At 73.8% G+C, this 22,602-nt stretch carries 20 protein-coding genes and 1 pseudogene; 9 read left to right on the top strand and 12 right to left on the bottom strand.

Annotated features, from left to right (window positions below):
* Nucleotides 1-36: 36 nt before the first annotated feature.
* Complete coding sequence (locus K7G60_RS07735; RefSeq protein WP_225800048.1) at nt 37-1,173, bottom strand: glutamate--cysteine ligase; 1,137 nt, start codon at nt 1,171-1,173, stop codon at nt 37-39.
* Between the two features lie 264 nt (nt 1,174-1,437).
* On the opposite strand from K7G60_RS07735, the gene K7G60_RS07730 reads away from it, so the two are divergent.
* From K7G60_RS07730 to K7G60_RS07715, 4 genes are all read left to right on the top strand, one after another.
* Nucleotides 1,438-2,952 carry an alpha-N-arabinofuranosidase gene (locus K7G60_RS07730; RefSeq protein ID WP_225800047.1) on the top strand — a complete coding sequence of 505 codons (1,515 nt, stop codon included), beginning with the start codon at nt 1,438-1,440 and terminating at the stop codon, nt 2,950-2,952.
* A 334-nt stretch (nt 2,953-3,286) separates the two neighbouring features.
* A complete protein-coding gene (locus tag K7G60_RS07725; protein ID WP_225800046.1) occupies nt 3,287-4,609 on the top strand; it encodes an ammonium transporter in 1,323 nt (440 codons plus the stop codon).
* Nucleotides 4,606-4,944 carry a P-II family nitrogen regulator gene (locus K7G60_RS07720; RefSeq protein ID WP_225800045.1) on the top strand — a complete coding sequence of 113 codons (339 nt, stop codon included), beginning with the start codon at nt 4,606-4,608 and terminating at the stop codon, nt 4,942-4,944. Before K7G60_RS07725 ends, K7G60_RS07720 begins: the two co-directional genes overlap by 4 nt.
* Nucleotides 4,945-5,210: 266 nt before the next feature.
* The gene (locus K7G60_RS07715) at nt 5,211-6,518 is read left to right on the top strand and encodes a chloride channel protein (protein WP_225800044.1); all 1,308 of its coding nucleotides are present in this window, start codon (nt 5,211-5,213) and stop codon (nt 6,516-6,518) included.
* A 33-nt stretch (nt 6,519-6,551) separates the two neighbouring features.
* On the opposite strand, the gene K7G60_RS07710 is transcribed toward K7G60_RS07715, so the two are convergent.
* Nucleotides 6,552-6,842: an SHOCT domain-containing protein gene (locus K7G60_RS07710; protein ID WP_225800043.1), complete on the bottom strand. Its 291-nt coding sequence runs from the start codon at nt 6,840-6,842 to the stop codon at nt 6,552-6,554.
* A 70-nt stretch (nt 6,843-6,912) separates the two neighbouring features.
* A complete protein-coding gene (locus K7G60_RS07705) occupies nt 6,913-7,371 on the bottom strand; it encodes a DUF6325 family protein (RefSeq protein ID WP_225800042.1) in 459 nt (152 codons plus the stop codon).
* A 361-nt stretch (nt 7,372-7,732) separates the two neighbouring features.
* Here K7G60_RS07705 and K7G60_RS07700 point away from each other — a divergent pair, with 361 nt between their 5' ends.
* The 5 genes and pseudogenes from K7G60_RS07700 (at nt 7,733) to K7G60_RS07680 (ending at nt 12,546) form a co-directional block, all read left to right on the top strand.
* On the top strand, nt 7,733-8,767 hold the full coding sequence (locus K7G60_RS07700; protein ID WP_225800041.1) for a LacI family DNA-binding transcriptional regulator: 1,035 nt from the start codon (nt 7,733-7,735) through the stop codon (nt 8,765-8,767).
* A pseudogene (locus K7G60_RS07695) lies at nt 8,764-9,292 on the top strand (SigE family RNA polymerase sigma factor). The gene K7G60_RS07700 and the pseudogene K7G60_RS07695 overlap by 4 nt, the downstream one beginning before the upstream one ends.
* A complete protein-coding gene (locus K7G60_RS07690; protein WP_225800040.1) occupies nt 9,292-9,960 on the top strand; it encodes a hypothetical protein in 669 nt (222 codons plus the stop codon). Before K7G60_RS07695 ends, K7G60_RS07690 begins: the two are co-directional and overlap by 1 nt.
* Nucleotides 9,961-10,046: 86 nt before the next feature.
* Nucleotides 10,047-10,808: a MerR family transcriptional regulator gene (locus tag K7G60_RS07685; RefSeq protein ID WP_225800039.1), complete on the top strand. Its 762-nt coding sequence runs from the start codon at nt 10,047-10,049 to the stop codon at nt 10,806-10,808.
* A gap of 235 nt (nt 10,809-11,043) precedes the next feature.
* Nucleotides 11,044-12,546, top strand: a complete 1,503-nt coding sequence (locus K7G60_RS07680; protein WP_225800038.1) for a carboxylesterase/lipase family protein — start codon at nt 11,044-11,046, stop codon at nt 12,544-12,546.
* 15 nt (nt 12,547-12,561) lie between these two features.
* On the opposite strand, the gene K7G60_RS07675 is transcribed toward K7G60_RS07680, so the two are convergent.
* From K7G60_RS07675 to K7G60_RS07635, 9 genes are all read right to left on the bottom strand, one after another.
* Nucleotides 12,562-13,692 carry a pectinesterase family protein gene (locus K7G60_RS07675; protein ID WP_225800037.1) on the bottom strand — a complete coding sequence of 377 codons (1,131 nt, stop codon included), beginning with the start codon at nt 13,690-13,692 and terminating at the stop codon, nt 12,562-12,564.
* A gap of 19 nt (nt 13,693-13,711) precedes the next feature.
* A complete protein-coding gene (locus K7G60_RS07670; protein WP_225800036.1) occupies nt 13,712-15,007 on the bottom strand; it encodes a polysaccharide lyase family 1 protein in 1,296 nt (431 codons plus the stop codon).
* Nucleotides 15,004-15,810 (bottom strand): rhamnogalacturonan acetylesterase, encoded by an 807-nt coding sequence (locus K7G60_RS07665; RefSeq protein ID WP_225800035.1) that lies wholly within the window; start codon nt 15,808-15,810, stop codon nt 15,004-15,006. Before K7G60_RS07665 ends, K7G60_RS07670 begins: the two co-directional genes overlap by 4 nt.
* On the bottom strand, nt 15,807-17,147 hold the full coding sequence (locus K7G60_RS07660) for a sugar ABC transporter substrate-binding protein (protein ID WP_225800034.1): 1,341 nt from the start codon (nt 17,145-17,147) through the stop codon (nt 15,807-15,809). Before K7G60_RS07660 ends, K7G60_RS07665 begins: the two co-directional genes overlap by 4 nt.
* A 63-nt stretch (nt 17,148-17,210) precedes the next feature.
* Nucleotides 17,211-18,749, bottom strand: a complete 1,539-nt coding sequence (locus tag K7G60_RS07655; RefSeq protein WP_225800033.1) for a glycoside hydrolase 43 family protein — start codon at nt 18,747-18,749, stop codon at nt 17,211-17,213.
* The gene (locus tag K7G60_RS07650; protein WP_225800032.1) at nt 18,746-19,591 is read right to left on the bottom strand and encodes a PmoA family protein; all 846 of its coding nucleotides are present in this window, start codon (nt 19,589-19,591) and stop codon (nt 18,746-18,748) included. The genes K7G60_RS07655 and K7G60_RS07650 overlap by 4 nt, the downstream gene beginning before the upstream one ends.
* Complete coding sequence (locus K7G60_RS07645; protein WP_225800031.1) at nt 19,588-20,751, bottom strand: Gfo/Idh/MocA family protein; 1,164 nt, start codon at nt 20,749-20,751, stop codon at nt 19,588-19,590. Before K7G60_RS07645 ends, K7G60_RS07650 begins: the two co-directional genes overlap by 4 nt.
* A gap of 26 nt (nt 20,752-20,777) precedes the next feature.
* A complete protein-coding gene (locus K7G60_RS07640; RefSeq protein ID WP_225800030.1) occupies nt 20,778-21,641 on the bottom strand; it encodes a carbohydrate ABC transporter permease in 864 nt (287 codons plus the stop codon).
* On the bottom strand, nt 21,638-22,573 hold the full coding sequence (locus K7G60_RS07635) for a carbohydrate ABC transporter permease (protein ID WP_225800029.1): 936 nt from the start codon (nt 22,571-22,573) through the stop codon (nt 21,638-21,640). The genes K7G60_RS07640 and K7G60_RS07635 overlap by 4 nt, the downstream gene beginning before the upstream one ends.
* Nucleotides 22,574-22,602: the final 29 nt, after the last annotated feature.

Here is a 22,602-nt window from a genome sequence, read left to right as displayed (position 1 = left end):
CCCGCCGCCAGGCTTCGTCGTTCCGCGTGCGGGGCGCTAAGCGTCCGTGCGGAGCGCCACCTCGTCGACCACGTCGGCGAGCGAGCCCCGCCGCGCGAACACCGCACGCTGCCGGGCGGCGCCGCATCCGGCGACCCGTCGGCGGGCCCACAGCTCCCGCACCAGGTCGAGCTCGCCGGCTGCCGCCAGGGCCGGGGCGGCCTTCGCGAGGAGGTCCTCGACCAGCTCCACCGCCGGGCGCAGGGTCCCGCTCAGCGGGTCCAGACCGTGCCCCGCCAAGCCGTCGCGCGCCGACCGCCAGTGGGCGGCGCGCAGCAGCGCATCGCTGATCCCCGGCGCGGGGACTTCCCGGCGGACCTCGGCCAGCAGCGCGGCCGCGAGCCCACGAAGCAGTCCGGCCAGCAGCAGGACGGTGTCGAGCTCCGCGCACACGTCGGCGACCCGTACCTCCAGGGTCGGCCAGTGCTCATTGGGCCGGCAGTGCCAGTAGACCGTCCGCCGGTCGACCAGCATGCCGGAGCCGACCAGTCGGTCCACCAGCAGGTCGTACTCCGCGGCGCCGGCCAGCAGCGGGGCCGGTCCGGCTCCCGGCAGCTGTGCCCAGCGCATGAAACGCCAGCTCGCGTAGCCGCTGTCCCGGCCGCAGTGGAAAGGGGAGTTGGCGGCCAGCGACTGCAGCGCGGGCAGCCAGGGGCGCAACCGGTTGCCGAGCAGCACCGCCTCCTCGCGGTCCGCCACCTCCAGGTGCACATGGCACCCGCACACCCCGATGCCGCTCGCGGCGGTCACCAGCGGGCCGTAGCGGTCGGCGATCCGCCGGTACCGCGCCTCGTCGGTGAGCTCCTGGCCGTCGAGCGGGGCGAGCGGGGCGGTGCCGGACGCCAGCGCCAGGCAGCCCGCCTCGTCGGCGGCCCCGGCCACCCCCGCGCGCAGCTCGGCCAGTTCGGTGCGCAGACCGAGCAGATCGGCGACCGGTCGGGTGCGGGTCTCCACCATGTCGGTGAAGATCTCCGGTCCGACCCGGTCGGCCAGTCGGTCACGGGCGCGCTTGACCACGGCGGCCGCGGAGCCGAACGGGGTCCGGTTCGTCCGGTCGACGAGGAGGAACTCCTCCTCCACCCCGATCCTGGGCAGGGCGGTGCGGGCGGCGGCCCGGTCCGAACGGCTGGTCACGGGCCGAGCGTAGTGGTTGACGGGCCGTCAGCCGCGTTGCCCGGGCGTCTTCCGCGCGCCACGGCCGGCCCGGTCGCCCGAGCGCCCCGCGCCGCCGGGCCCGCCCCGGGAGGCCCGTGCTCGCTCGCCCGTGCCGGCGCCCGCGACCTGCGACGTTCGCGCGGACACGGTCCCATTGACGCGCGCGGGCTCCGCTCCTACGTTCTCGTCCGGACATACGACCGTCGGTCGATATTTCGAACATCTCGAACGAGAGGGATTCGCGTGTCACTTCCCGAGCCCGCCGCCCGCTTCACCCTCGACCCCGACTTCACCGTCGGCCCCGTCGACCCCCGGCTCTTCGGCTCCTTCGTCGAGCACCTCGGGCGCTGCGTGTACACCGGCATCCACGAGCCCGGCCACCCCGCCGCCGACGAGGACGGACTGCGCACCGACGTCCTGGAGCTCGTCCGCGAGCTCGGCGTCACCGTCATCCGCTACCCCGGCGGCAACTTCGTCTCCGGCCACCGCTGGGAGGACGGCGTCGGTCCGGTCGAGCAGCGGCCGCGCCGGCTCGACGTCGCCTGGCGGTCCGTCGAGACCAACCGCTTCGGCCTGGGCGAGTTCATGGCCTTCCTCCGCAAGCTCGGCCCGCAGGCCGAGCCGATGATGGCGCTCAACCTCGGCACCCGCGGCATCGCCGAGGCCATGGACCTCGTCGAGTACGCCAACCACCCCGGCGGCACCGAGCTCTCCGAACGCCGCATCGCCCACGGCGACAAGGACCTCTTCGGCATCCGCCTGTGGTGCCTCGGCAACGAGATGGACGGCACCTGGCAGACCGGCCAGAAGACCGCCGAGGAGTACGGCCGGCTCGCCGCCCAGACCGCGCGGGCCCTGCGCCGGATCGACCCCGGCCTCGAACTCGTCGCCTGCGGAAGCTCGGGGCGCGGCATGCCGACCTTCGCCGCCTGGGAGGCCACCGTGCTCGCGGAGACGTACGACGTCGTCGACCACGTCTCGCTGCACGCCTACTACGAGGAGACCGACGGCGACCGCGACTCCTTCCTCGCCTCCGCCGTCGACATGGAGGCCTTCATCGAGGAGGTCGTCGCCACCTGCGACCACGTCGGTGCCCGGCTGAAGTCCCCGAAGAAGCTCACCCTCTCCTTCGACGAGTGGAACGTCTGGTACCAGCGCCGGGCCGATCCGCACCCGGTGGAGGACTGGCAGGAGGCGCCGCGCCTCCTGGAGGACGTCTACACCGTCACCGACGCCGTCGTCTTCGGCAGCCTCCTGATCACGCTGCTCCGCCACGCCGACCGGGTCGCGGTGGCCTGTCTCGCCCAGCTGGTCAACGTGATCGCCCCGATCATGACCGAGCCCGACGGCCCCGCCTGGCGCCAGACCATCTTCTTCCCCTTCGCCCAGGCCTCCCGGTACGGCCGGGGGACCGTCCTCGACGTGCGGGTGGTCTCGCCGACGTATCCGACGGACCGGTTCGGGGACGTCCCGCTGCTGCACGCCACGGCCGTGCGCGGCGAGGACGGCGGGGTGACGGTCTTCGCGGTCAACCGTGGCCGGAACGCGCCCCTGCCCCTGGAGGTGGCGCTCCGCGGCCTCGACCTGAGCCGGGTCGTGGAGCACAGCGCGCTCGCCGACGCGGACCCCGAGGCCCGCAACACCCGCGACGAGCCGGAGCGGGTCGTGCCGCACGCGGTGGAGGGCGCGCGCCTCGCGGACGGGGTGCTGCGGGCGGTCCTGGAGCCGATGTCCTGGAACGTCATCAGGCTGGTCTGACAGGCCCCTCGTCGAAACGGCGGAGAAGCGGGACGACACCCGCACGTCGGTGCGGGGGGCCACGGAGTGCGCGACGCCGGTCGCGGCCGGCCTACGGGCCCGGGGCGTCCTGCCGCCCGCCCGCTTCCGCCGGCCGTCCGTCGTGGCCCGCTCCGCCCGTAGCGGGCGGTCGTTCCCCCCCGGACTCCGGCCGGGGACCCCCAGGGCGGAGCGGGGTGCGACGTGAGGGTTCGGCAATATCCGCGCAATGCGAAACACTGCGGAAACTTCCGTGTACGCATCGCGAAATGCGCCGCCACGAGGCTCTCCCCCAAACCGTAGGAGGAGACCCTCGATGCCCCTCGCCGCCGCACCCCGGCTCGACACCGGCGACACCGCCTGGCTGCTCGTCGCCACCGCGCTCGTTCTGCTGATGACCCCCGGCCTGGCCCTGTTCTACGGGGGCATGGTCCGTACGAAGAGCGTCCTCAACATGCTGATGATGAGCTTCGTGTCGATCGCCCTCGTCACGGTGGTCTGGCTGGTCGCGGGCCACTCGCTCGCGTTCGACGACGACGCCTTCGCCGGTCTGATCGGCGGCCTCGGCCACCTCGGCCTGGCGGGGATCGGTCCGGACACCCTCACCGGCACCGTTCCCACGTTCCTCTTCAGCACCTTCCAGCTGACGTTCGCGATCATCACGGCGGCGCTGATCAGCGGCGCGGTCGCGGACCGCACCAGATTCGCGGGCTGGCTCGTCTTCGTGCCGGTGTGGACGCTGCTCGTATACGTTCCCGTGGCGCACTGGGTGTGGGGCCCCGACGGCTGGATCGCGCACTCGCTGGGCGCCCTCGACTTCGCCGGCGGACTCGTCGTCGAAATCTCGTCGGGCGCGTCCGGCCTCGCGCTGTGCCTGGTGATCGGCCCGCGCATCGGCTTCAAGAAGGAGGCGATGCGGCCGCACAACCTGCCGATGGTGCTGCTCGGCGCGGGGCTCCTCTGGTTCGGCTGGCTCGGCTTCAACGGCGGTTCGGCGCTCGGCGCGAACGGTCTGGCCGCCGCGTCCCTCCTCAACACCCTCGTCGCCGGGTGCACCGGCCTGCTCGGCTGGCTCTTCGTCGAGCAGCGGCGCGACGGCCACCCGACCACGTTCGGCGCGGCGTCCGGCGCGGTCGCGGGGCTCGTCGCGATCACTCCGGCGTGCGGGGTCGTCGCGATGCCCGGGGCGGCGGCGGTCGGTCTCGCCGCGGGCGTCGTCTGCTCGTACGCGGTCGCCTGGAAGTTCCGCTTCGGGTACGACGACTCGCTCGACGTCGTGGGCGTGCACTTCGCCGGCGGTGTCGTCGGCACGCTGCTGATCGGCCTGTTCGCGACCTCGGAGATGACCGGCGGCAAGGAGGGGCTGTTCTACGGCGGCGGGCTCGCCCAGCTCGGTCGGCAGGCCCTCGCGGTGGCGGCCGTGGCGGCGTACACCTTCCTCGTCACCTACGGGATCGGCAAGGTCCTCGACCGGGTGATGGGACTTCGGGCCTCCGCCGAGGAGGAGGTGACGGGACTCGACCAGACGGTGCACGCGGAGACCGCCTACGATCACGGCGTGCTCGGCCACGGTGGCTCGCCGCTGCACGCCGCGTCCCCCGTCACCTCGCTCGTCAAGGACAGGAAGCCCTCCGCATGAAGCTGATCACCGCGATCGTCAAGCCGTTCCGCCTTGACGAGGTGAAGAACGCGCTCCAGGAACTCGGCGTCAACGGGCTCACGGTCACCGAGGCCAGCGGCTACGGGCGCCAGCGCGGTCACACCGAGGTGTACCGGGGCGCCGAGTACCGGGTGGACCTGGTCCCCAAGGTCCGCATCGAAGTCGTCGTGGAGGACGCCGACGCGGACCCGGTCGTCGACGCCATCGTCCGTGCCGCCCACACGGGCAGGATCGGCGACGGCAAGGTGTGGGCGGTGCCGGTGGAGACGGTGGTGCGCGTACGCACGGGACAGCGCGGCCCGGACGCGCTCTGACGTACGGGCCGGCAGGGGAACCGTTCCCGGCCGGAGGGACCCCTCCGGGGCTGTCGCGACGCCGAATCGATGCGCACACGCATAACCGTGCCGCCCTCACGGTATATACGCCCGCATATGCGCCGCTATCGCCACCCGTGCCCCACCGACCTGGCCTCCCGGGGTGGTGCCGAGCCGAGGAGGACCCCATCGCCGGAACCCCACCGCAGCCCCCGTCGGCGGACGCTCCGGGAAGCCAGCCCCAGGAAGCCGACCTGCTGCGGACCATGCTGCGGCGACCCGAATACCGCAAGGCTCTGGTGTTCTCCGGGCTGATCGGCGTTCCGGTCGCGCTCATCGCCTTCTGGTTCCTCGTGACGCTGCACCAGCTCGAGCAGCTCGTCTGGACGGACTGGCCCAGGGACCTGGGCTGGAAGCAGGCTCCCTGGTGGTGGGGGCTCGCACTGCTGCCGGTCGCCGGCCTCGTCGTCGGTCTGGCGGTCGCACATCTTCCCGGCCGGGGCGGCCACGTCCCGGCGGGCGGGCTCCATTCGGGAGGGGTCTCGAAGGGGGCGCTGCCCGGTGTCGTCCTCACCGCGGTGGCCGGACTCCCGCTGGGCGCCGTCCTGGGGCCCGAGGCGCCGTTGATCGCCCTCGGAGGGGGGCTGGCGCTGTTCTTCGCCGGCCTGGCCCGGGCACCGCAGACGCAGGCGAGCACGGCGCTGCTCGGCGCCGCGGGGGCGGCGGCGGCCATCTCCGCGCTCTTCGGGAACCCGGTGGTCGGCGCCGTGCTGCTCATGGAGGTGGCCGGGGTGGGCGGACCCCAGCTGTTCGCGGTGATGCTGCCGGCCCTGCTGTCCAGCGGCGTGGGAGCGCTGATCTTCACCGGCTTCGTCCACTGGACGGGACTGGAGACGGGAAGCCTGGACATCGGTCTGCCCGAGCCGCCGCCGCTCGACGCGGCGGACGTGCTGTGGGTGCTCGTGGTGGCGCCCGTTGTCGCGTTCGTCGTCCACTGGACCCTCGTGGGCGGCCGGTTCGCGGCACGCTTCGTGGTGAGCCGGATCGTACGGAACACCGTCCTCTGCGCGGCGGGCGCAGCGGTCTGCGTCACGCTCTACGCCGTCACCACCGGCCGCTCGCCGGCGGAGGCGGCCCTGTCCGGCGAGGCCACGCTGTCCGACCTGGCGCGGGATCCCCACGCGTGGTCGGTGGGCGCCCTCGTCGCGGTGCTGGTCTTCAAGGGGCTCGCGTACATGCTATGTCTGGGAAGCCTCCGCGGCGGCCCCGTCTTCCCCGCCCTGTTCCTGGGCGGGGCGACCGGAGTCCTGCTGGCCCCGCTGCCGGGCCTGGGGCTCGTGCCGGCGATGGCGGTCGGCATGGCCGCCTCGGTGACCGCGGCCCTGCGGCTGCCCGTGAGCAGTGTGATCCTGGTCGTGCTCCTGCTGGGGAACGTCGAGACGGTGGCCCTGGTGGTGCTGGCCGTCGTCCTGTCCTTCGTCGTCACCGAGCTCCTGCCGCAGGGCCCCCGCGTCCCCGCCTTCGGCGAGCGTCCGAGCGGTCGGCCGCGCCGTCCCTCGCCCCGGCAGCAGTGAGCCGCCCGGGGCGGGGGACGCCCGCGCCGGCGGTCAGGAGCCGAGGATCCGGCTCTTCTGGACCGCGAACTCCTCCTCGGTCAGCACGCCTTGTTCCTTCAGCTGTCCGAGTTCCTTGAGCTGATCGATCTTGCTGCTCATGTCGTCGGCCGGTGCGGGGGGCGCGGCCTGGGGCGGTGGCGGCGGCGGTGCGTACTGTTCGGCCGCCGCCATGTCCTGTTGGGCCCAACGGCCCGCCTGACGTCGCGAGACCCTGTTGGAGACGGCGGTCGCCGTCCCGGCCACCACCGCGGTGCGCGCCACACCTCTGAGAAGCCCTGGCATGTCGGTCCTCCTTGACCGCTTTCGAGTGGGTCGGCCTTCTCGGTCGTCCCGAGACGGCCGTCCGCCGGTGTCAGGCAGCGGCGCTGCCGCCGGCTTCCTCCTCGGCGTCCAGCGAGGCCAGCAGGGCCTGCACGGGGATGCGCCCGCCGGCCACGAGCTGCGCGCCGCCGCGCCGCAGTTCCCGCGCGAGGGGGGCGGCCCAGAGGTTCTCGTAGACGAGGATGCCGGCGGAATTGCCCGGCTCGAGGGCCGCCCCCGCCTCGTCGAAGTCGTCCTGTCCGAGGAGCCCGGACGAGGAACCCTCGAACACGGACAGGTCCAGCTCGCCGTCGGCGTCGAGGTCCCGAAGTTCCATGCCGACGACACTGCCGTCGGTGTCCTTCCGGACGAACACGAGATCGAGAATGCGGACGATGCCTCTGTCCACCAGGTCGAGGAGCATGGGCAGCCCCTTGCCCGTCATGCGGTTGCCGGGAAACTCGATGACCAGATAGTCCACCGGTCCCATGTCCTCGAATTCATCGCTCATGACCACTCCACATGCGGTTGGTGAGGACCTGACCGAAATCCGCCCCCGTCCGTGTCGCATCTCGCCGGACGCGGCCGGAGGAAGTCCTCTCCCATTCGAGCACCCGCCGGAGCGCTTCGCACGTTCACAGGAGGCGGTCACGACCGGTAGCCGCCTCGGCGGGCTCCCGGCCCCGCTCGGGCAGGGGACGCCCCTCGCCCCCGCGGGACGCCCGCCCACCGAGGTGCGGGCGAGCGCGCCCTCCCCGGACACCGGAGGCTTCGCGGTCCGTCTGGACAGCTCGTCGAGCCGCCGCTTAGGGTCGGGAGCCGAATCGTCGGGCGGTCGCCCGGAACACCGGGAACCGTCCAGGAGCACGCACGTGGTCACCCTCGCCGATGTCGCCCGCCACGCCGGGGTCTCGGCCAGCACCGTCAGCTACGTGCTCAGCGGCAAACGCTCCATATCCGCGCCCACCCGCGAGCGCATCCAGCACAGCATCGACGCCCTCGGCTACCGGCCGCACGCCGGCGCCCGTGCCCTCGCCAGCAGCCGGACGGACGTCCTCGCGCTGATGATGCCGCTCCGCACCGGCCTCTACGTGCCGGTGACGATGGAGATCGCGATGGCCGTCACCACCACGGCCCGCTCCCACGGCTACGACGTGCTGCTGCTCACCGGCGAGGAAGGCTCCGAAGCCGTCCGCCGCGTCGAGGGCAGTGCCGTCGCCGACGCCATGATCGTCATGGACGTGGGGCTCGACGACCCCCGGCTCCCCTGCCTCCAGGAGGCCGAGCGCCCCTCCGTCCTCATCGGCCTGCCCGCCGAGACCGCCGAGGCCGCCGACGCCACCGGACTCGACTCCGTCGACCTCGACTTCGGGGCCGCCGGAGCCCGCTGCGTCGAACACCTGGCCGGACTCGGCCACACCCGGATCGCCGTCCTCGGCGAACCCCCCGCCGTGTACGAGAGGGGTACGGGCTTCGCCGCCCGCACCCTCACCGGACTGCGCGCCGCCGCCGGCGCCCACGGCGTCGGGCTGCTCCACCGGCCCGTCGAGGGCACCTACGCGGCCGTCGCCGCCGCCGTCACCCGCGTCTTCGAGGAACGCCCCGGCACCACGGGCCTCGTCGTCCAGAACGAGGCCGCCGTCGAGCCGCTCCTCGCGCTCCTGCGCCACCAGGGCCGTGCCGTGCCCGAGGACGTCTCCGTCGTCGCCATCTGCCCCGACCAGGTCGCCGTGCACGCCTCCGTGCCGCTCACCTCCGTCTCCGTACCCGCCCAGGAGATGGGCCGGCTGGCCGTCGAGCGGCTCGTCGCGCGCCTGTCCGGCGGGGCCCCTCGCGGCACGGAGCTCATCCCGCCCCGCCTGACGCCCCGCGCGAGCACGGGCCCGGCGTCCGCCTCCGTCTCGTGATCACGGCCGACGACGGCGCGACGGAGTTCCGGGCCTTCTTCGAGCGCCACTACGCCGAACTCGCGCGCCTGGCCCACCTGCTGACCGGCGAGACCGACGCCGCCGACGACGTGGCCGCCGACGCCATGCTCGCCCTCTGGCACCGCTGGGACCGGGTCCGAGCCGCCGACCACCCCGCCGCCTACGCCCGGGGCGTCGTCGCCAACCTCGTCCGCACCCGCATCCGAGGCACCGTCCGCGAACGGCGCCGGATCGCCGCCTTCTGGGACCGGCGCCCGGAGCACACCGAGGACCCGGACGTACCCGCCGTCGTGGACGGTCCGCACCGCCCTGCGCGCCCTGCCCTTCCGCAAGCGCGCCTGCGTCGTGCTCCGGCACGCCTTCGACCTGTCCGAACGCGACACCGCCCTCGCGCTCGGCGTCTCCGTCGGGACGGTCAAGAGCCAGACCGCCAAGGGCATGGCGGAACTCCAGCGGCTGCTCGGCGACCGGGCCGCCACCGAACTCGCCGCGGGAAGGCGCTGATGGACGAGGCACAGCTCCGCCGCGAGCTGCGGGAGGCAGCGCTCGCACACCGGCCCGACCACGCCCGCATCCTCGCCCGGGTGGAGCGGGGCATGGCCGCGCCCGCCCCGGCCGGGCGCCGGAACCGGCCGCCGCGCCCCTGGTCCGGCCGCCGCCGGCCGGCGGTCGTGGCCGTCGTCGCCGCCGTCGCCGGGGTCGTCGGCCTCGGCGGCCTCGCGGCGACCACCCTGGACGACCGGCCGGCCGGACCCGCCACCACCCTGCCCGCGCCCGGTCCGACGGCACGGGCGGCCGGCACGATCGACCCCGGCAGCAACCGCTGGTGGGCGCAGAGCGACCTCGCCGTGACGACGGAGTCCCCGGTCGCCGGCCTCACCGTCGAGCTGCGGGTCGCCCGCACGCCCGGCGTCGTGAGCACCGGCCACTGGCGCACCCGGCCCGCCGAGGACTTCACCGTCACGGTGACCGAGGAACCCCGTGCCCTGGTCTACCGGTGGACCCTCAAGCCGGGCCGCGCGGTGCCGCCCGGTCCCCACACCTTCGCCGCCCAGTACAACCACGCCGAGGGCGTACGGGACGCCTCGGCCGACACGTACACCGTCCTGCTCACCGGTGCCGACGGCGGCCGCACCGTCCTCCGGGGCGGCTTCGGGTACGGCGGCTCCTGAACGACTTGCGGTTGACGCGGCGTCAACTCCTACGGTCTTCGTACGGGGCCGGAGACACCGGCCCCCGGCGAAGGAAGGACACCGTCATGGCCTGGTCGATCGCGGATGTGGCCCGGATGTCCGGGGTGACCTCCCGGACGCTGCGGCACTACGACGAGATCGGCCTGCTCGCGCCCGCCTGGACCGCGGGCGACGGGCACCGGTACTACGAGGAGCCCCAGCTGCTGCGCCTCCAGCAGATCCTGCTCATGCGGGAGCTGGACCTCGGCCTGCGCGAGATCCGGGACGTCCTGGACAGCGGGGCGGACCGCGTGGCGGTCCTGCGCGAGCACCACGCCCGGCTGCTCGCGGAGCGGGACCGGCTCGGCACCCTGGCCCGCACGGTGGCCCGCACCATCGCCGAACTCGAGGAAAGCGAGGACCAGGACATGGTGAGCATCAACCGCCCCGAGAACCTCTTCGAGGGCTTCGGGGCCGACCCCGAGATCGAGGCCGAGGCGCGGGAGCGGTGGCCGGAGGCGTACGAGCGGTCCCGGCAGGCGCTCGAAGGGCTGCCCCCCGAGGCCGTCGAGCAGTGGCAGCGCGAGGCCACCGCCCGGATGATCCGCTTCGCGGAGCACATGGCCGCCGGCACGCCCGCCGCCGACCCGGCCGTCCAGGCCGAGGTGGACGCCCACTACCGGGACGTCTGCCGCTTCTGGACCCCGTGCGCCGAGGCGTACCGGGGTCTGGCCCGGACGTACGTCGAGGACCCGCGCTTCCGCGAGAACTTCGACAGGATCGCCGACGGCCTCGCCGAGTACCAGCAGCAGGCGATGGACGTCTACGCGGACGCCCGGCTGGGCTGAGGGCGGCTCGCCCGCGACTCCGGACCGATCTCCTCCCGCCCGTACGGGGGAGGGGGCCGGTCCGCGGTGCTCCGGCAGCAGCCGGCCGCACCCGGCAACCCTCAGCCCGGGCACGGCGATCGACCGCGTCGACCTGCTGCCTGACGGCCGCGGCCCGGCATTGACACCGGCGGCGCGTGAATCGTCATGATCTCGGTGTTGGTGCCGGCCACGGACGCGATGACAAGCTGAGCCCATGGACATCTTCAAGACGGCCAGCGGTGCGGTGCGGGGCTTCCGGGCGTCCGGCGACGTCGTCGCCGCGCTCGGAATCCCCCACGCCGCACCGCCGTTCGGCGCCCTGCGGTTCCGGGAGCCCGCCCCGGCGGAGGCGTGGACCGGAGTGCGGGACTGCACGGCCTTCGGCCCCGTGGCCCCGCAGTCGGCGGAGCTGCCCGGCTCTCCCGTGTGGTCGCCCGGCGACGAGGACGTCCTCACCGTCAACGTCTGGACCCCGGCCCCGGACGGCGGCTCCCTGCCCGTCCTCGTCTGGATCCACGGCGGCGCCTACACCTTCGGCTCCTCGGCCCAGCCCGACCTCGACGGCACCGCCCTGGCCCGCGCCGGACTGGTCGTCGTCACCCTCAACTACCGGGTCGGCTTCGAGGGGTTCGGGCACGTGCCCGACGCCGACGGGACCGCCTTCCCTGACAACCGGGGGCTGCTCGACCAGATCGCCGCCCTGCGCTGGGTCCGGGAGAACGTCGCCGCGTTCGGCGGCGACCCCGGCAACGTCACGGTCGCCGGTCACTCCGCGGGGGCTGCGTCGATCGCCTGCCTCATGGTGATGGACCGGGCCCGCGGCCTGTTCCGCCGCGCCATCGCCCACAGCCCCGCCAGCCCCCACTACCCACGGGACCTAGCCGCCGCGACCACCCGCGAGGTCGCCGCCGCGGCCGGCCGCCCGGCCACCGCCGAGGGCCTGCTCTCCGCGACCCCGCAGGCGCTGCTCGCCGCCTCCGACCGGGTCGTCGAGGAGTACCGGCGCGACCCCGCCTCCGGATCCCGCCACTACGACCCCTCGCTCTACGCCCCCGTCCTCGACGGAGACGTCCTGCCCGTCGACCCCCTCACGGGCCTGGCCGCCGGCGCGGCCGGGGACGTGGACCTCCTCGTCTGCCACACCACGGAGGAGTACCGGCTGCTCGACGCCGTCGGCAGCTGCGCCGAGGTCACCACCGAGGAGCGACTGGCGGCGTTCGCCGAGGACTTCGGGCTCCCCGACGGCCTCCTCGCCGGCTATCGCGCCGCGTTGCCCGACGCCCCGGTCGCCGACGTCTACCTGGCCGTCTTCGGCGACCTCCTCTTCGGCGAGTACGCCCACCGACTCGTCGAGCAGCACGCCCGGGGCGGCGGCCGGGCGTTCCAGGCCCTCTTCGACCGGCGGCGCACGGACCCGCGCGGGATCGTGCGGGCCTGGCACTGCGCGGACGTCCCCTTCGCCTTCGGCAACGTCGACGAGGAGTGCGTGACCTTCCTCATCGGCGGCGCCCCCACCGCCGCCGACCACGACCTCGCCCACCGGATGGTGGGTGCCTGGTCCGGCTTCGCCGCCACCGGGGACCCCGGCTGGCCGTCGTACGACGACGCCCCGGGGCAGCCGAAGGTGTGGCGGACGGACGAGTGCGACGCGCACGACGTGCCCGCCGCTCCCCGGGAGCTCTGGGCGGAGGCCGAGTTCCCCCTCCTGCGCCCGTGAGGGCGCGAGCGGCCGTCAGGCGCAGGGCCGTCGCGGCGTCCAGTCGCCCAGGTACGCCGTCCGGGTCGCGGACGCGGCCTCGGCGGGATCGAGCTGGGGGCGGTTCTCCGGGACCGTGATCACCGCGCCCGGGCCGGTGTTGCGGTACTCGGCGAAGCGCTGCTCCTGCCAGGGGTGGGCGTCCCGCATGTTCGCGTACGGCGCGACGGCGTCGATGCCGGGGCCGAGGACGCCGTCCCGGACCACGAGCGACGGCCGGGCCGTGGGGTCGGAGCCCGGCACCCAGGGCCTGGCCAGCTTGTAGAAGCCGTCCGGCGCCTCACTGGTGATCCGGCAGCGGGCGACGAGGAAGCCGTACGGATTGCTCCGGGCCGTGGACGGCGCGAAGACGAAGCCGTACGGGGCCGCCGCCAGGTCCGGGCGGACCAGCGTCCGGAAGTGGCAGTGCTCGAAGACCGCCCGGGCCCGGCCGAAGACGAAGTCGACGTCCCCCTCCACATGGCAGTGCGCGAAGTACTGCCGGGCCACGGCCGTGAGCGCCGTCGAGTCGGCGTACAGGGTGTCCTGATGGCCGAGGAACCGGCAGTGGAAGAAGGCCGACCGGTCGCCCTGCGCCTTCAGCGCGACGGCCTGGGTGCCGGGGTTCCCGGGGAGGTCCGTGCGGAGGAAGTCGTTGGCGAAGGTGACGTCCTGCGCGGTGAAGCCGTCCGCCTGGACGGTGGTGGTCGCGGATCCGGACGTGCCGTGGGTGCCGCCGCCGGGCCGGGGCGTGCCGGCCGCGTTGGCGTACACCACGACGACGTCCCGGGGGTCCCCGCTCGCGCCGATCCAGGTCATGTCCGTGCGGCCGGGGCCGACGACGACCGTCTCGCGGTACGTGCCGGGGGCGAGCACCAGCGTCCGGCCGGGACCGTCGGCCGCCGTGACCGCCGCCTGGACCGTGGTGTGGTCGCCGAGACCGCCGGGGTGGACGTACAGGGTCCGGGGGGTGAGCCGGTCGCCGGGCGAGCCGAGGCGGCCGAAAGGGGCCCGGGGGGCGGCGGTCGCGGTCCCGGCCTGCAGGGCCGGGGCGAGGGCGCCGCCGAGACCGGCGGCCAGCAGGGTGCGGCGTCCGGGGCGGGCGGCTCCGTCGGGGTGCGCGGGCATGCGTGTCCTCCTGGGGGTCTCAGCGGAGGCGGCCGGCGCCCGCGTGCCGGTCGACGAGGGCGGGGACGGCCTTCGGGTGGTCGACCCGGGTGCGCAGGACGGGGGTCCAGCCCGCGTCCGCGCGGAGCTGCTCTGCGGGGTACTGGGCGTTGTGGACGGCGAGCAGGTCGACCGGGGCGCCGTTGACGTGGTTGGCGGTGGTGGTGACCGGCGCGTCCTTCCACTTCTTGAGGATCTTCCCGGCGGGGACGCCCGCGGCGAGCGTGAACGCGTTCCGTTCGGCGACCAGCTGCGACTCCTGGCCGATGCCGAGGCTGTACACGTACGCCGAACCCGGCACGACGAAGTGGTTGTTGTACGCGTCGACCCGGCCGAAGCGCACCCGGGGCGCCCGCTCCACCACGTTCTCGAAGAGGTTGTGGTGGAGGGTGACCCGGAGCTTGCCCCGGTCGGTGGCGCCCGCGCCGTCGCTGTTGCCGATCATCAGGGTCTTGTCGTGGTCGGCGAAGACGTTCCAGGAGGCGGTGACGAGGTCCGCGCCCCGCACGACGTCCAGCTCGCCGTCGTGCCGCTGGTACACCTCCCCGTAGTACGAGGGCAGCGAACTGTCCGGGTGGGCGCCGTCGGTGAAGGTGTTGTGGTCGATCCAGACGTGCGTGGAGCCGTGCACGACCAGGCTGTCGTACTCGGAGTTCCACGCCCCGGTCGCGCCGTCGGTGGGGTCCCACTGCGGGAAGCAGTCGAGCGGGGACTCCAGGGTCAGGTTGCGGACGACGACGTTGTCCACGCCCTGCACCTGGAGGCTGCCGCCGGTGATCCCCGCGTGCCTCCCCACCCCGACGATCGTGGTGTTGGCGGGCACCTGCGCCTTGATCGCCCGTCCCTGTGCCGTGGCCGAGGCCGCCCGCAGCTCCTCCTGGGGGCCGCTGACCTCGTTCTCGTACCCCCAGACGGCCGGGTCGTAGTCGGCGAGGTAGCGGGTGAAGTCGTAGCCGGGGGCCTCGAAGGCGGCGCAGCCGGCGGCGGTCGCGTCCAGGACGCCGGCCACCTTCACGATGCGGGGCTCCGTGCCGGGCACGGCGAGCGCGTCCCGGAACTCCTCCCAGGTGGTGACGGTGAAGACCCGGGAGGCGTCGGCGGCGGACCCGCCGGTGGTGCCGCCGTCGGCGGCGGCCCAGCCGTCCCCGGCCGGCAGGACCGCGCGGGCCGGGTCGGCGGCCGGCCGGTGACCGGCGTGCGCACCGGCCGCCGGCGCGGTGACGGTGAGGACGAGGGCGGCCGCGGCCACCGCTCCCAGCTGCTTGCGTCGGTTCATGAGGGGCTCTCCTCGGAAGCGGGCCAGGTGATCCGGGCGGGGTCGATCCCGTCGTGCAGGCGGCGCGTCTCGCGCGGCGCGAGGACGTGGGTGGCGAGCAGCTCGGTGGCGACGAGCCGGGCCACCTCGATCGCCCCGGGCGGATTGAAGTGGGTGTCGTCCCGCTCGGTCGCCGTCCAGTTGAAGTACGTCTTCGTGGCCTCCGGCCCCAGCCGCTGCCACAGCGCCAGGGACAGCGCCTCGATGTCGAGCAGCGGTACGTCCGACTCCCGGGCCACCTCCCGCATCGCCGCCGGATAGGCGCCGTGGGTGCGCAGCGCGGTGCCGTCCACGGCGAACCTCCGCCGCTCCACCGGGGTGGCGAGCACCGGGAGGGCGGCCCGGGAGCGCGCCCCCTCGACGAAGACCCGGAGGTTGTCCTGGTAGGTGGTCCACGGCTCGGTGTGGCGGGTGGGGTCGGCGGCCTTCTCGTCGTTGTGGCCGAACTGCACCAGGAGCAGGTCGCCGGGGCGGAGCGCCGCCAGGACCGGGTCGAGCCGCCCCTCGTCGAGGAAGCTCTTGGTGCTGCGGCCGTTGACGGCGTGGTTGGCGACCGTCAGGCCCCGGTGCAGGAAGAAGGGGAGCGCCATGCCCCAGCCGGTCTCCGGCGCGGCGTCGGCGTACTTCCGGGCGGCCGTGGAGTCGCCCGCGATGAAGAGGGTGCGCATGTGGGGATGTCCTTGGGCTCGGGCGGCGGGGGCCCCGGCCAGGGCGAGCGCGAGGCCCGCCCCGGCCGTGACGACCGTGCGGCGGCCGACGCTCACCTGTTCTGCTGCTTCCACTCGGCCTGGGCCGTGTTCAGCTGCTCGGCGAGGTGGTCGAGGAACTCCTTCGCGGTGGACTTGCCGAGCAGGACCTTCTGGAAACCGGGCTCGTTGTCGGCCTTGGAGATGGTGTTCCAGTCCGGCAGGTAGTAGGGCAGCTCCACGATCGTGGCCTTGCCGCTGAAGAGGACCTCGGCGCCGAGCTTGGTCGGCTCGGCCTCCGCGAGCCACGGGTCGGCGGCGGCCTCGGTGTTGGCGGGGATCGCGCCGGCGGACCTGTTCCACTTGCTGTTGGAGGCGTGGGAGGCCGCGAACTCGATGAACTTCCAGGCGGCGGCCTTGTTCTTGCTGGACGAGAAGAGCCCCAGGCCGTCGACCGGGTTGGAGACCTGGACGCGGGTGCCGTCGTCGAGCGTCGGGTTCGGAATGCCCCGGAACCTGTCCGTGCCGAGCGCCTTCACGTGGTCCTGGTACGAGCCCAGGTTGTGGTTCAGCATGCCGATCTCGCCGCTGTCCCACTGGGCGACCATCTTGGTGAAGTCGTTGTTGACGTCGGCGGCCGGGGTGTTCTTCTTGTACAGCGCCGCGTACTTCTCCAGGGCGGCCACGTTCTTCGGGTCGTTGACGGTCGTCCTGTCGCCGTTCCAGAAGCTGGTGATGCCGCTCTGGCCGTACATGGCGTCGAGCGCCTGGGCGATGGAACCGGCGCCGCCGCGGATCGTGTAGCCGAAGCGGTTCTTGTCGACGGCGGTCAGCTTGTCGGCCGCCGCGTAGAACTTCGACCAGGTGGTGGGCTCCGGCAGACCCGCGGCCTCGAACAGGTCGGTGCGGTAGTACAGCACGCCGTTGCTCGCCGAGGTGGGGACGGTGAACAGCTTGCCCTGACCGCCCGCGGACTTCACGCTCGCGAGCATGCCCGGGTTCAGCTTGCCCTTGAGCGAACTCGCCTCGATGCGGGCGTCCAGCGGCTCCAGGGCGTTCTGCGCGGCGATCCCGGCGAGCATCGCCGCACCGACGCCGCCCACGTCCGGCAGGCCGTCGCCCTGGATGGCGGTGTCGTACTTGGACTGGACCTCCTTGGAGGCGATCCCGACGTACTCGACGTCGATGTCGGGGTTCGCCTTCTCGAAGTCCGCGATGATCTCCTTCCAGACCTCGGTGCGGACACCGCCGTTGTTGTCCCAGAAGGTGATCTTTCCCTTGCCCGATCCCTCGGTGCCCTTGTCACCGGCCGCGCCGCTGCCGTCGTCACCGCAGGCGGTGGCGGTCAGGGCGAGGACACCGGACAGGGCGAGGGCGAGAGCGGCTCTGCGCCGCCCGCCGGGGAAGATGGTCATCGTCGGCTCTCTTCTCTCGGGTCTTGCGGGTGATGGGGAGGTGGGGGGTTCGGAGGGGAGACGTCAGGCGGGGGTGACGCGGAAGGCGGAGAACACGGCCGTCCCGGCGTGCCCCGCGCCCTCCGGCGCGCCCGCGAACAGGCCGAGGAGCGCGCCGACCCAGCGCCAGGGCGTGGCGGCGAACTCCGGCCCGAGCCGGACCGGGGCCGCGGCCCCGTCGACGGCGTACGAGAAGCGGCAGCGCGCGTCCGCCGTGACCTCGATCCGCAGCAGCGCCCGGTCCCCGGGGACGGGCAGCGCGTGCGCCGCGTCCCGCTCCCGGTCGGCGCCGGCCGGGGCGAAGCGGTGCACGAGCCGGGTCGTGCCGTCCGGAGCCCGCTCCAGACCGATCCAGGCGTACGCGTCGCCCAGGACGACCAGGCCCGCGCGGGCCCCGGGCGCCTCGCCGGCGAGCCGCAGCCCGACCTCGACGGTCAGGGCCCCGGCCGGCAGCCGCTGGGTGAGCACGTGCGGCACGCTCCGCAGATCGTCCGGGTGCTCCGTGCGCACACAGCCGAGGCGCAGGCCGTCGCCCGCGTGCTGACTGGCCCAGCCCGCGGCCGGGTTGGCGGTCCACTGCCACTGCCGGCCGAACCGCCCGCCGGGGAAGGTGTCGTCCACCGCGGGCCGGGCGGGCGGCTGCTCCGGCAGGTCCGGCTTCCGGTGGACCCGGACGGGTGCGCCCCCGTCGCCGAGCACCGGCCAGCCGTCCGCGCCCCAGCGCATCGGCTGGAGGTGGACGAGCCGGCCGTGCGCGCCGGACTGCTGGAAGTGCAGGAACCAGTCCTCGCCGCGCTGGGTGCGCACCCATCCGCCCTGGTGCGGCCCGTTGACGTCGGTGCCGCCCTGGGCCAGGACGATCCGCTCCTCGTACGGGCCGGAGAACGACCGGGACCGGAAGGCGCCCTGCCAGCCGGTGGCCACGCCCCCGGCCGGAGCCAGGATCCAGAACCGGCCGTCGTGCCGGTACAGCTTCGGGCCCTCCAGGGTGAACCAGCCGGGGATCCGGTCGGCGTCGACCAGGACCCGGCCCTCGTCGAGGACCTCGTCGCCGGCCGGGCTCATCCGGTGCCCGATCAGCCGGTTGCTGACCCCGGCACGGGACCTGGCCAGGGCGTGCACGAGGTACGCCCCGCCCGACTCCTCGTCCCACAGCGGGCAGGGGTCGATCAGACCGCGGCCCGCCTTCACCAGGTGCGGCGCGGTCCAGGGGCCGCGCACCGAAGGGGCGTTGACCTGGAAGATCCCGTGGTCGGGGTCGCCCCAGAAGATCCAGAACCGGCCGTCGTGGTGGCGGAGCGAGGGCGCCCACACCCCGCGGTCGTGCCGGGGCGCGGTGAACGCCGCGGCCGGTTCGAGCCGCTCCAGGGCGTGGCCGACCAGCGTCCAGTTGACCAGGTCCCGGGAGTGCAGCAGGGGCAGCCCGGGGGCGCGGCCGAAGCTGGACGCGGTCAGGTAGTAGTCCTCGCCGACCCGCAGGACGTCCGGGTCCGACCAGTCGGCCGCCAGGACCGGATTGCGGTACGTGCCGTCGCCCAGGTCGCCGGCGGGCGGGGCGCTCATGAGGCCACCGCCTTGCGCACCAGGGCCGCGGCCTGCGGCCGGTCGAGCCGGCCGTCGGCGACCACGGTCACCACCCGGCGTACGAAGGTCTCCCCGGCCGCCACCGGGAGCCGCGCCCCGTGCGCGAGGGAGGAGCCGACCCCGGGGTACTCGGCGGCCCGCACGAACCACGGGTCGCGGCGGGTCCGCGCGGTCGCCCCGGCGAACACCAGGGTCCAGCCCTCGCCGGCCAGGGCCGCCCAGTCGGCGACGGCGCCGTGCACGGCCTCCTCGCCGTCCGTCTCCGGCCCGAAGACGACGGGTGCCGCCGCCTCCTTCGGCGCGCGCCAGAAGAAGCCGCCGTACGCGGCCCCGGGCCTGCCGTTCGTCGCCGGGCTGCCGATCGACAGCTCCCGCCCCGACACGTTGGTCAGGGAGAACGTGAGGTCGAGCGCCCAGGCGGTGTCGGTGAGCGCGGTGGCCGCCGCCGTCCGGTGCTCGCGGAGCAGCCGCTCGCCGCCGGCCGTCCAGCTCAGCTCCTCCACGAAGCCGTCCGGGTCGCACAGCTTGAAGCCGTCGTGCCGCTGCGTCCCGTGGTTGTCGAGCTCGACGGAGCCCCGGCCGCGCACGAAGGTGCGCCCGCCCCAGAAGTTGTGGCCCGCGACGTCGGCCACGGCGACGCCCGCCCCGAGGTGATGGGGGTGGTCCTCGGGCGCGGTCTCCGTCACCGGCAGCCCGGCGAGGGTGGTGACGGGGTGGAGGTACGGCCGGGGGGAGCGGTCGGCGGCGAGCTCGGGCCGGGTGGTGTAGCGGGCGACGACGCGGCCCGCGCAGCGCAGGACGGTGGAGGCGCCGGCGGTCATCGGGCCTCCGCCCGGGGCGACGGCGCCCAGGGGGCGCCGAGTTCGGAGAAGAGCGCGAGGGCTTCGGCGCTCGCGTCGACCAGGGCGTCCACGCCTTCGACGACCCGGCGCGGCCCGCTCCCGCCGGGCTCGGTGCGCCAGTGGGCGGCGGGGACGTCCAGGGGCTCGGGGGCGGTCCGCACCGCCTCGACGACCCGCATGAAGGCACCGGTCTCCGCCGGGGGCACCCACAGCCGCTCGCCCTCGGTGACGTGCGCGACGAGGTTCTCCAGGAGGTCGGTGCGGCCGTGATCGGTCTCCACGGGACCGTGCCCGGCGCGCTGCACCAGGACCCGGTCCTGCCGGTACCAGAAGGTGATCCGGCCCCGGCTGCCGTGGACGAGGACGTACGGCTCCGCGGACTTCTCCGCGCACAGCGTCGCCGCGACCGTGACCGGGGTGCCGGCCGAGGTCACGACCCGTACCGCCGAGGTGTCGTCGGACTCGATGGCGTTCGCGCGCAGCAGTTCCGTCTCGATGTGCGGGGCGTCCTCGGCGCGGGTGGAGCCGGAGACCGCGAGCGCCGTGGCGACGGCGTGCGCGAGCGGGTTGGTGAGGGCCCCGTCGACGACGTCCACGCCGTCGAGCCGCCGGTGTCCCGCCCAGGGCGCGCGCCGGAAGTACGCCTCGTCGCGGATCCAGGCGCCGGCCGCGCCGACGCCGAGGAGTTCGCCGATCGCGCCCTCCTCCACCATCCGGCGGACCGCGGGGACGGCGTGCGAGCCGAGCGACTGGAAGCCGATCTGGCAGGCCGCTCCGGCGGCCTCGACGCCGTCGGCCATCCGGCGGAACTCGGCGTACGAGGGGGCGGGCGGCTTCTCCAGGAGGATGTGCGCGCCGTGCCGGGCGGCGGCGAGTGCCATGTCGGTGTGGGTCTGGATGGGGGTGGAGAGCACGGCGATCCGGGCGCCGGTGGAGGCGAGGAGCGTCTCGAAGTCGGCGGACTGCTCCGGGTCGCCGATGCCGTCCAGTTCGGCCGCGTCGAGGGGGCGGAGCTCGCAGACCCCGGCGAGGCGGACGAGACCGCGCTCTTCGAGGCGGCGGATGTTGAGGAGGTGGCTGCGGCCGTGGCCGCGGGCGCCGGCGAGGACGACCGGCAGCGGGGTGCGTGCGGTGTTCATGTCTTCCTTGGTCGTGGGGTTCCCGGTCATCCCTTCACCGCCCCGGCGCTGAAGCCGGTGACCAGCCACTTCTGGATGAAGGCGAAGACGACGACCACGGGGACGGCGGCGATGACGCCGCCCGCGGCGAGCGCGCCGAGGTCGACGCTGTCGGCGCCCATGAGGGTGTTGAGGCCGACGGGGATGGTCTGCTTGTCCTGGCTGCTGAGGAACATCAGGGCGAAGAGGAAGTGGTTCCAGGCGTGCACGAAGGCGAAGGAGCCGACGGCGACCAGTCCGGGCCGCAGCAGCGGCAGGACGACGATCCGGAAGGCGTGGAAGCGGTTGCAGCCGTCGACCCAGGCCGCCTCCTCCAGGGAGTACGGCACGTTCCTGATGAAGCCGCTGATGAGGATCATCGACAGCGGGAGCTGGAAGACGGTCTCGGCGATGACGACGCTGCCCAGCGAGTTGATCATCCGCAGCCCGGCGAAGATCTGGAAGAGCGGGACGAGGAGCAGGGCGCCCGGCACGAACTGGGAGCAGAGCAGGGCCAGCATGAAGCCCTTCTTGATCCGGAAGTCGAAGCGGGCGAGGGCGTATCCGCCGGCCAGGGCGACGACGGTGGTGCTGACGAGCACCGCCAGGCCGATGAGCAGGCTGTTCTGGAAGAAGACGGCGAAGTTCCGCTCGGTCCACACCTTCTCGAAGTGCGCCGTCGTCATCGGCCAGGGCAGCAGCGAGGTCGAGCCGGCGGGCCGTACGGCGAAGAGCAGGATCCAGTAGAAGGGCACGAGGGTGAAGAGGAGGTAGATCCCGAGCGGCAGGTAGATCTGCCAGCGGGGCACCTCGTCCCAGGCCCTGTGCCTCGTGCGGGCGGGAGCGGCGGTCAGGGGGATCGCGGCTGTCACTTGCCGTCGCCTCCGAACTTGCTCAGGCGCAGATAGACCATCGAGCAGAAGAGAAGGATCACGAACGCCACCGTGGTGAGGGCGGAGGCGTAACCGAAGTTGTGGGCGTCGACGCTGGTGTGGGCGATGTAGAGCGGCAGGGTGGTGGTCTCGCCCGCGGGGCCGCCGCCGGTCAGCGTGTACAGCAGGTCGACGTTGTTGAACTCCCAGACCGCGCGCAGCAGCGTGGACAGGACGATCGCGTCCCGGAGGTGGGGGAGCGTGATGTGCAGGAACTGCCTGAGCCTGCCCGCCCCGTCGACCTCGGCCGCCTCGTACAGGTCCTTCGGCACGGACTGGAGGTCGGCCAGGATGAGGATCGCGAAGAAGGGCACCCCGCGCCAGAGGTCGGCGACGACCGCCGCGGGGAAGACGGTCGAGGTGTCGGAGAGCCAGGACGTGCCGTACGTGCCCATGCCGAGGTCCGCGAGGTAACGGCTGATCCCGGTCTGGGAGTTGTAGAGCAGCACCCAGATCGCCGAGGTGAGGACGCCCGAGACCGCCCAGGGCGAGAAGACCAGGGCCCGGCCGAGCGCGCGGCCGGCGAAGGTCTGGTTCACGATGAGGGCGAGCGCGAGCCCGAAGAGGAGCTGGAGGGCCACCTCCACCACGACCCACTTGAGGCTGAAGGTCAGCGTCCCCCAGAACCGCGGGTCGTCGGTGAAGATCCGGGTGAAGTTGTCCAGGCCGGCGAAGCCGTTCCGCCAGGGCTTGGTGGGGTTGTGGTGGCGCAGGCTGTAATAGAAGACGCTGAGCACCGGGTACGCGATGAACCCCAGCATCAGCAGGCCCGCGGGGGCGATCAGCAGGTAGGGCAGGGCGGCCCGGCGTGAGGGGGTCACGGCCGGGGCCACGACGGCGGCTCGGCGTGCTGGGGTCACAGCTGAGGCCATGACGGCGGCTCCGTTCTCGGTGAAGCGCT

Source organism: Streptomyces sp. NK15101 (genome assembly GCF_020400725.1).
Taxonomy (GTDB): Bacteria; Actinomycetota; Actinomycetes; order Streptomycetales; family Streptomycetaceae; genus Streptomyces.
This window is presented reverse-complemented; position numbering and strand designations above follow the sequence as displayed.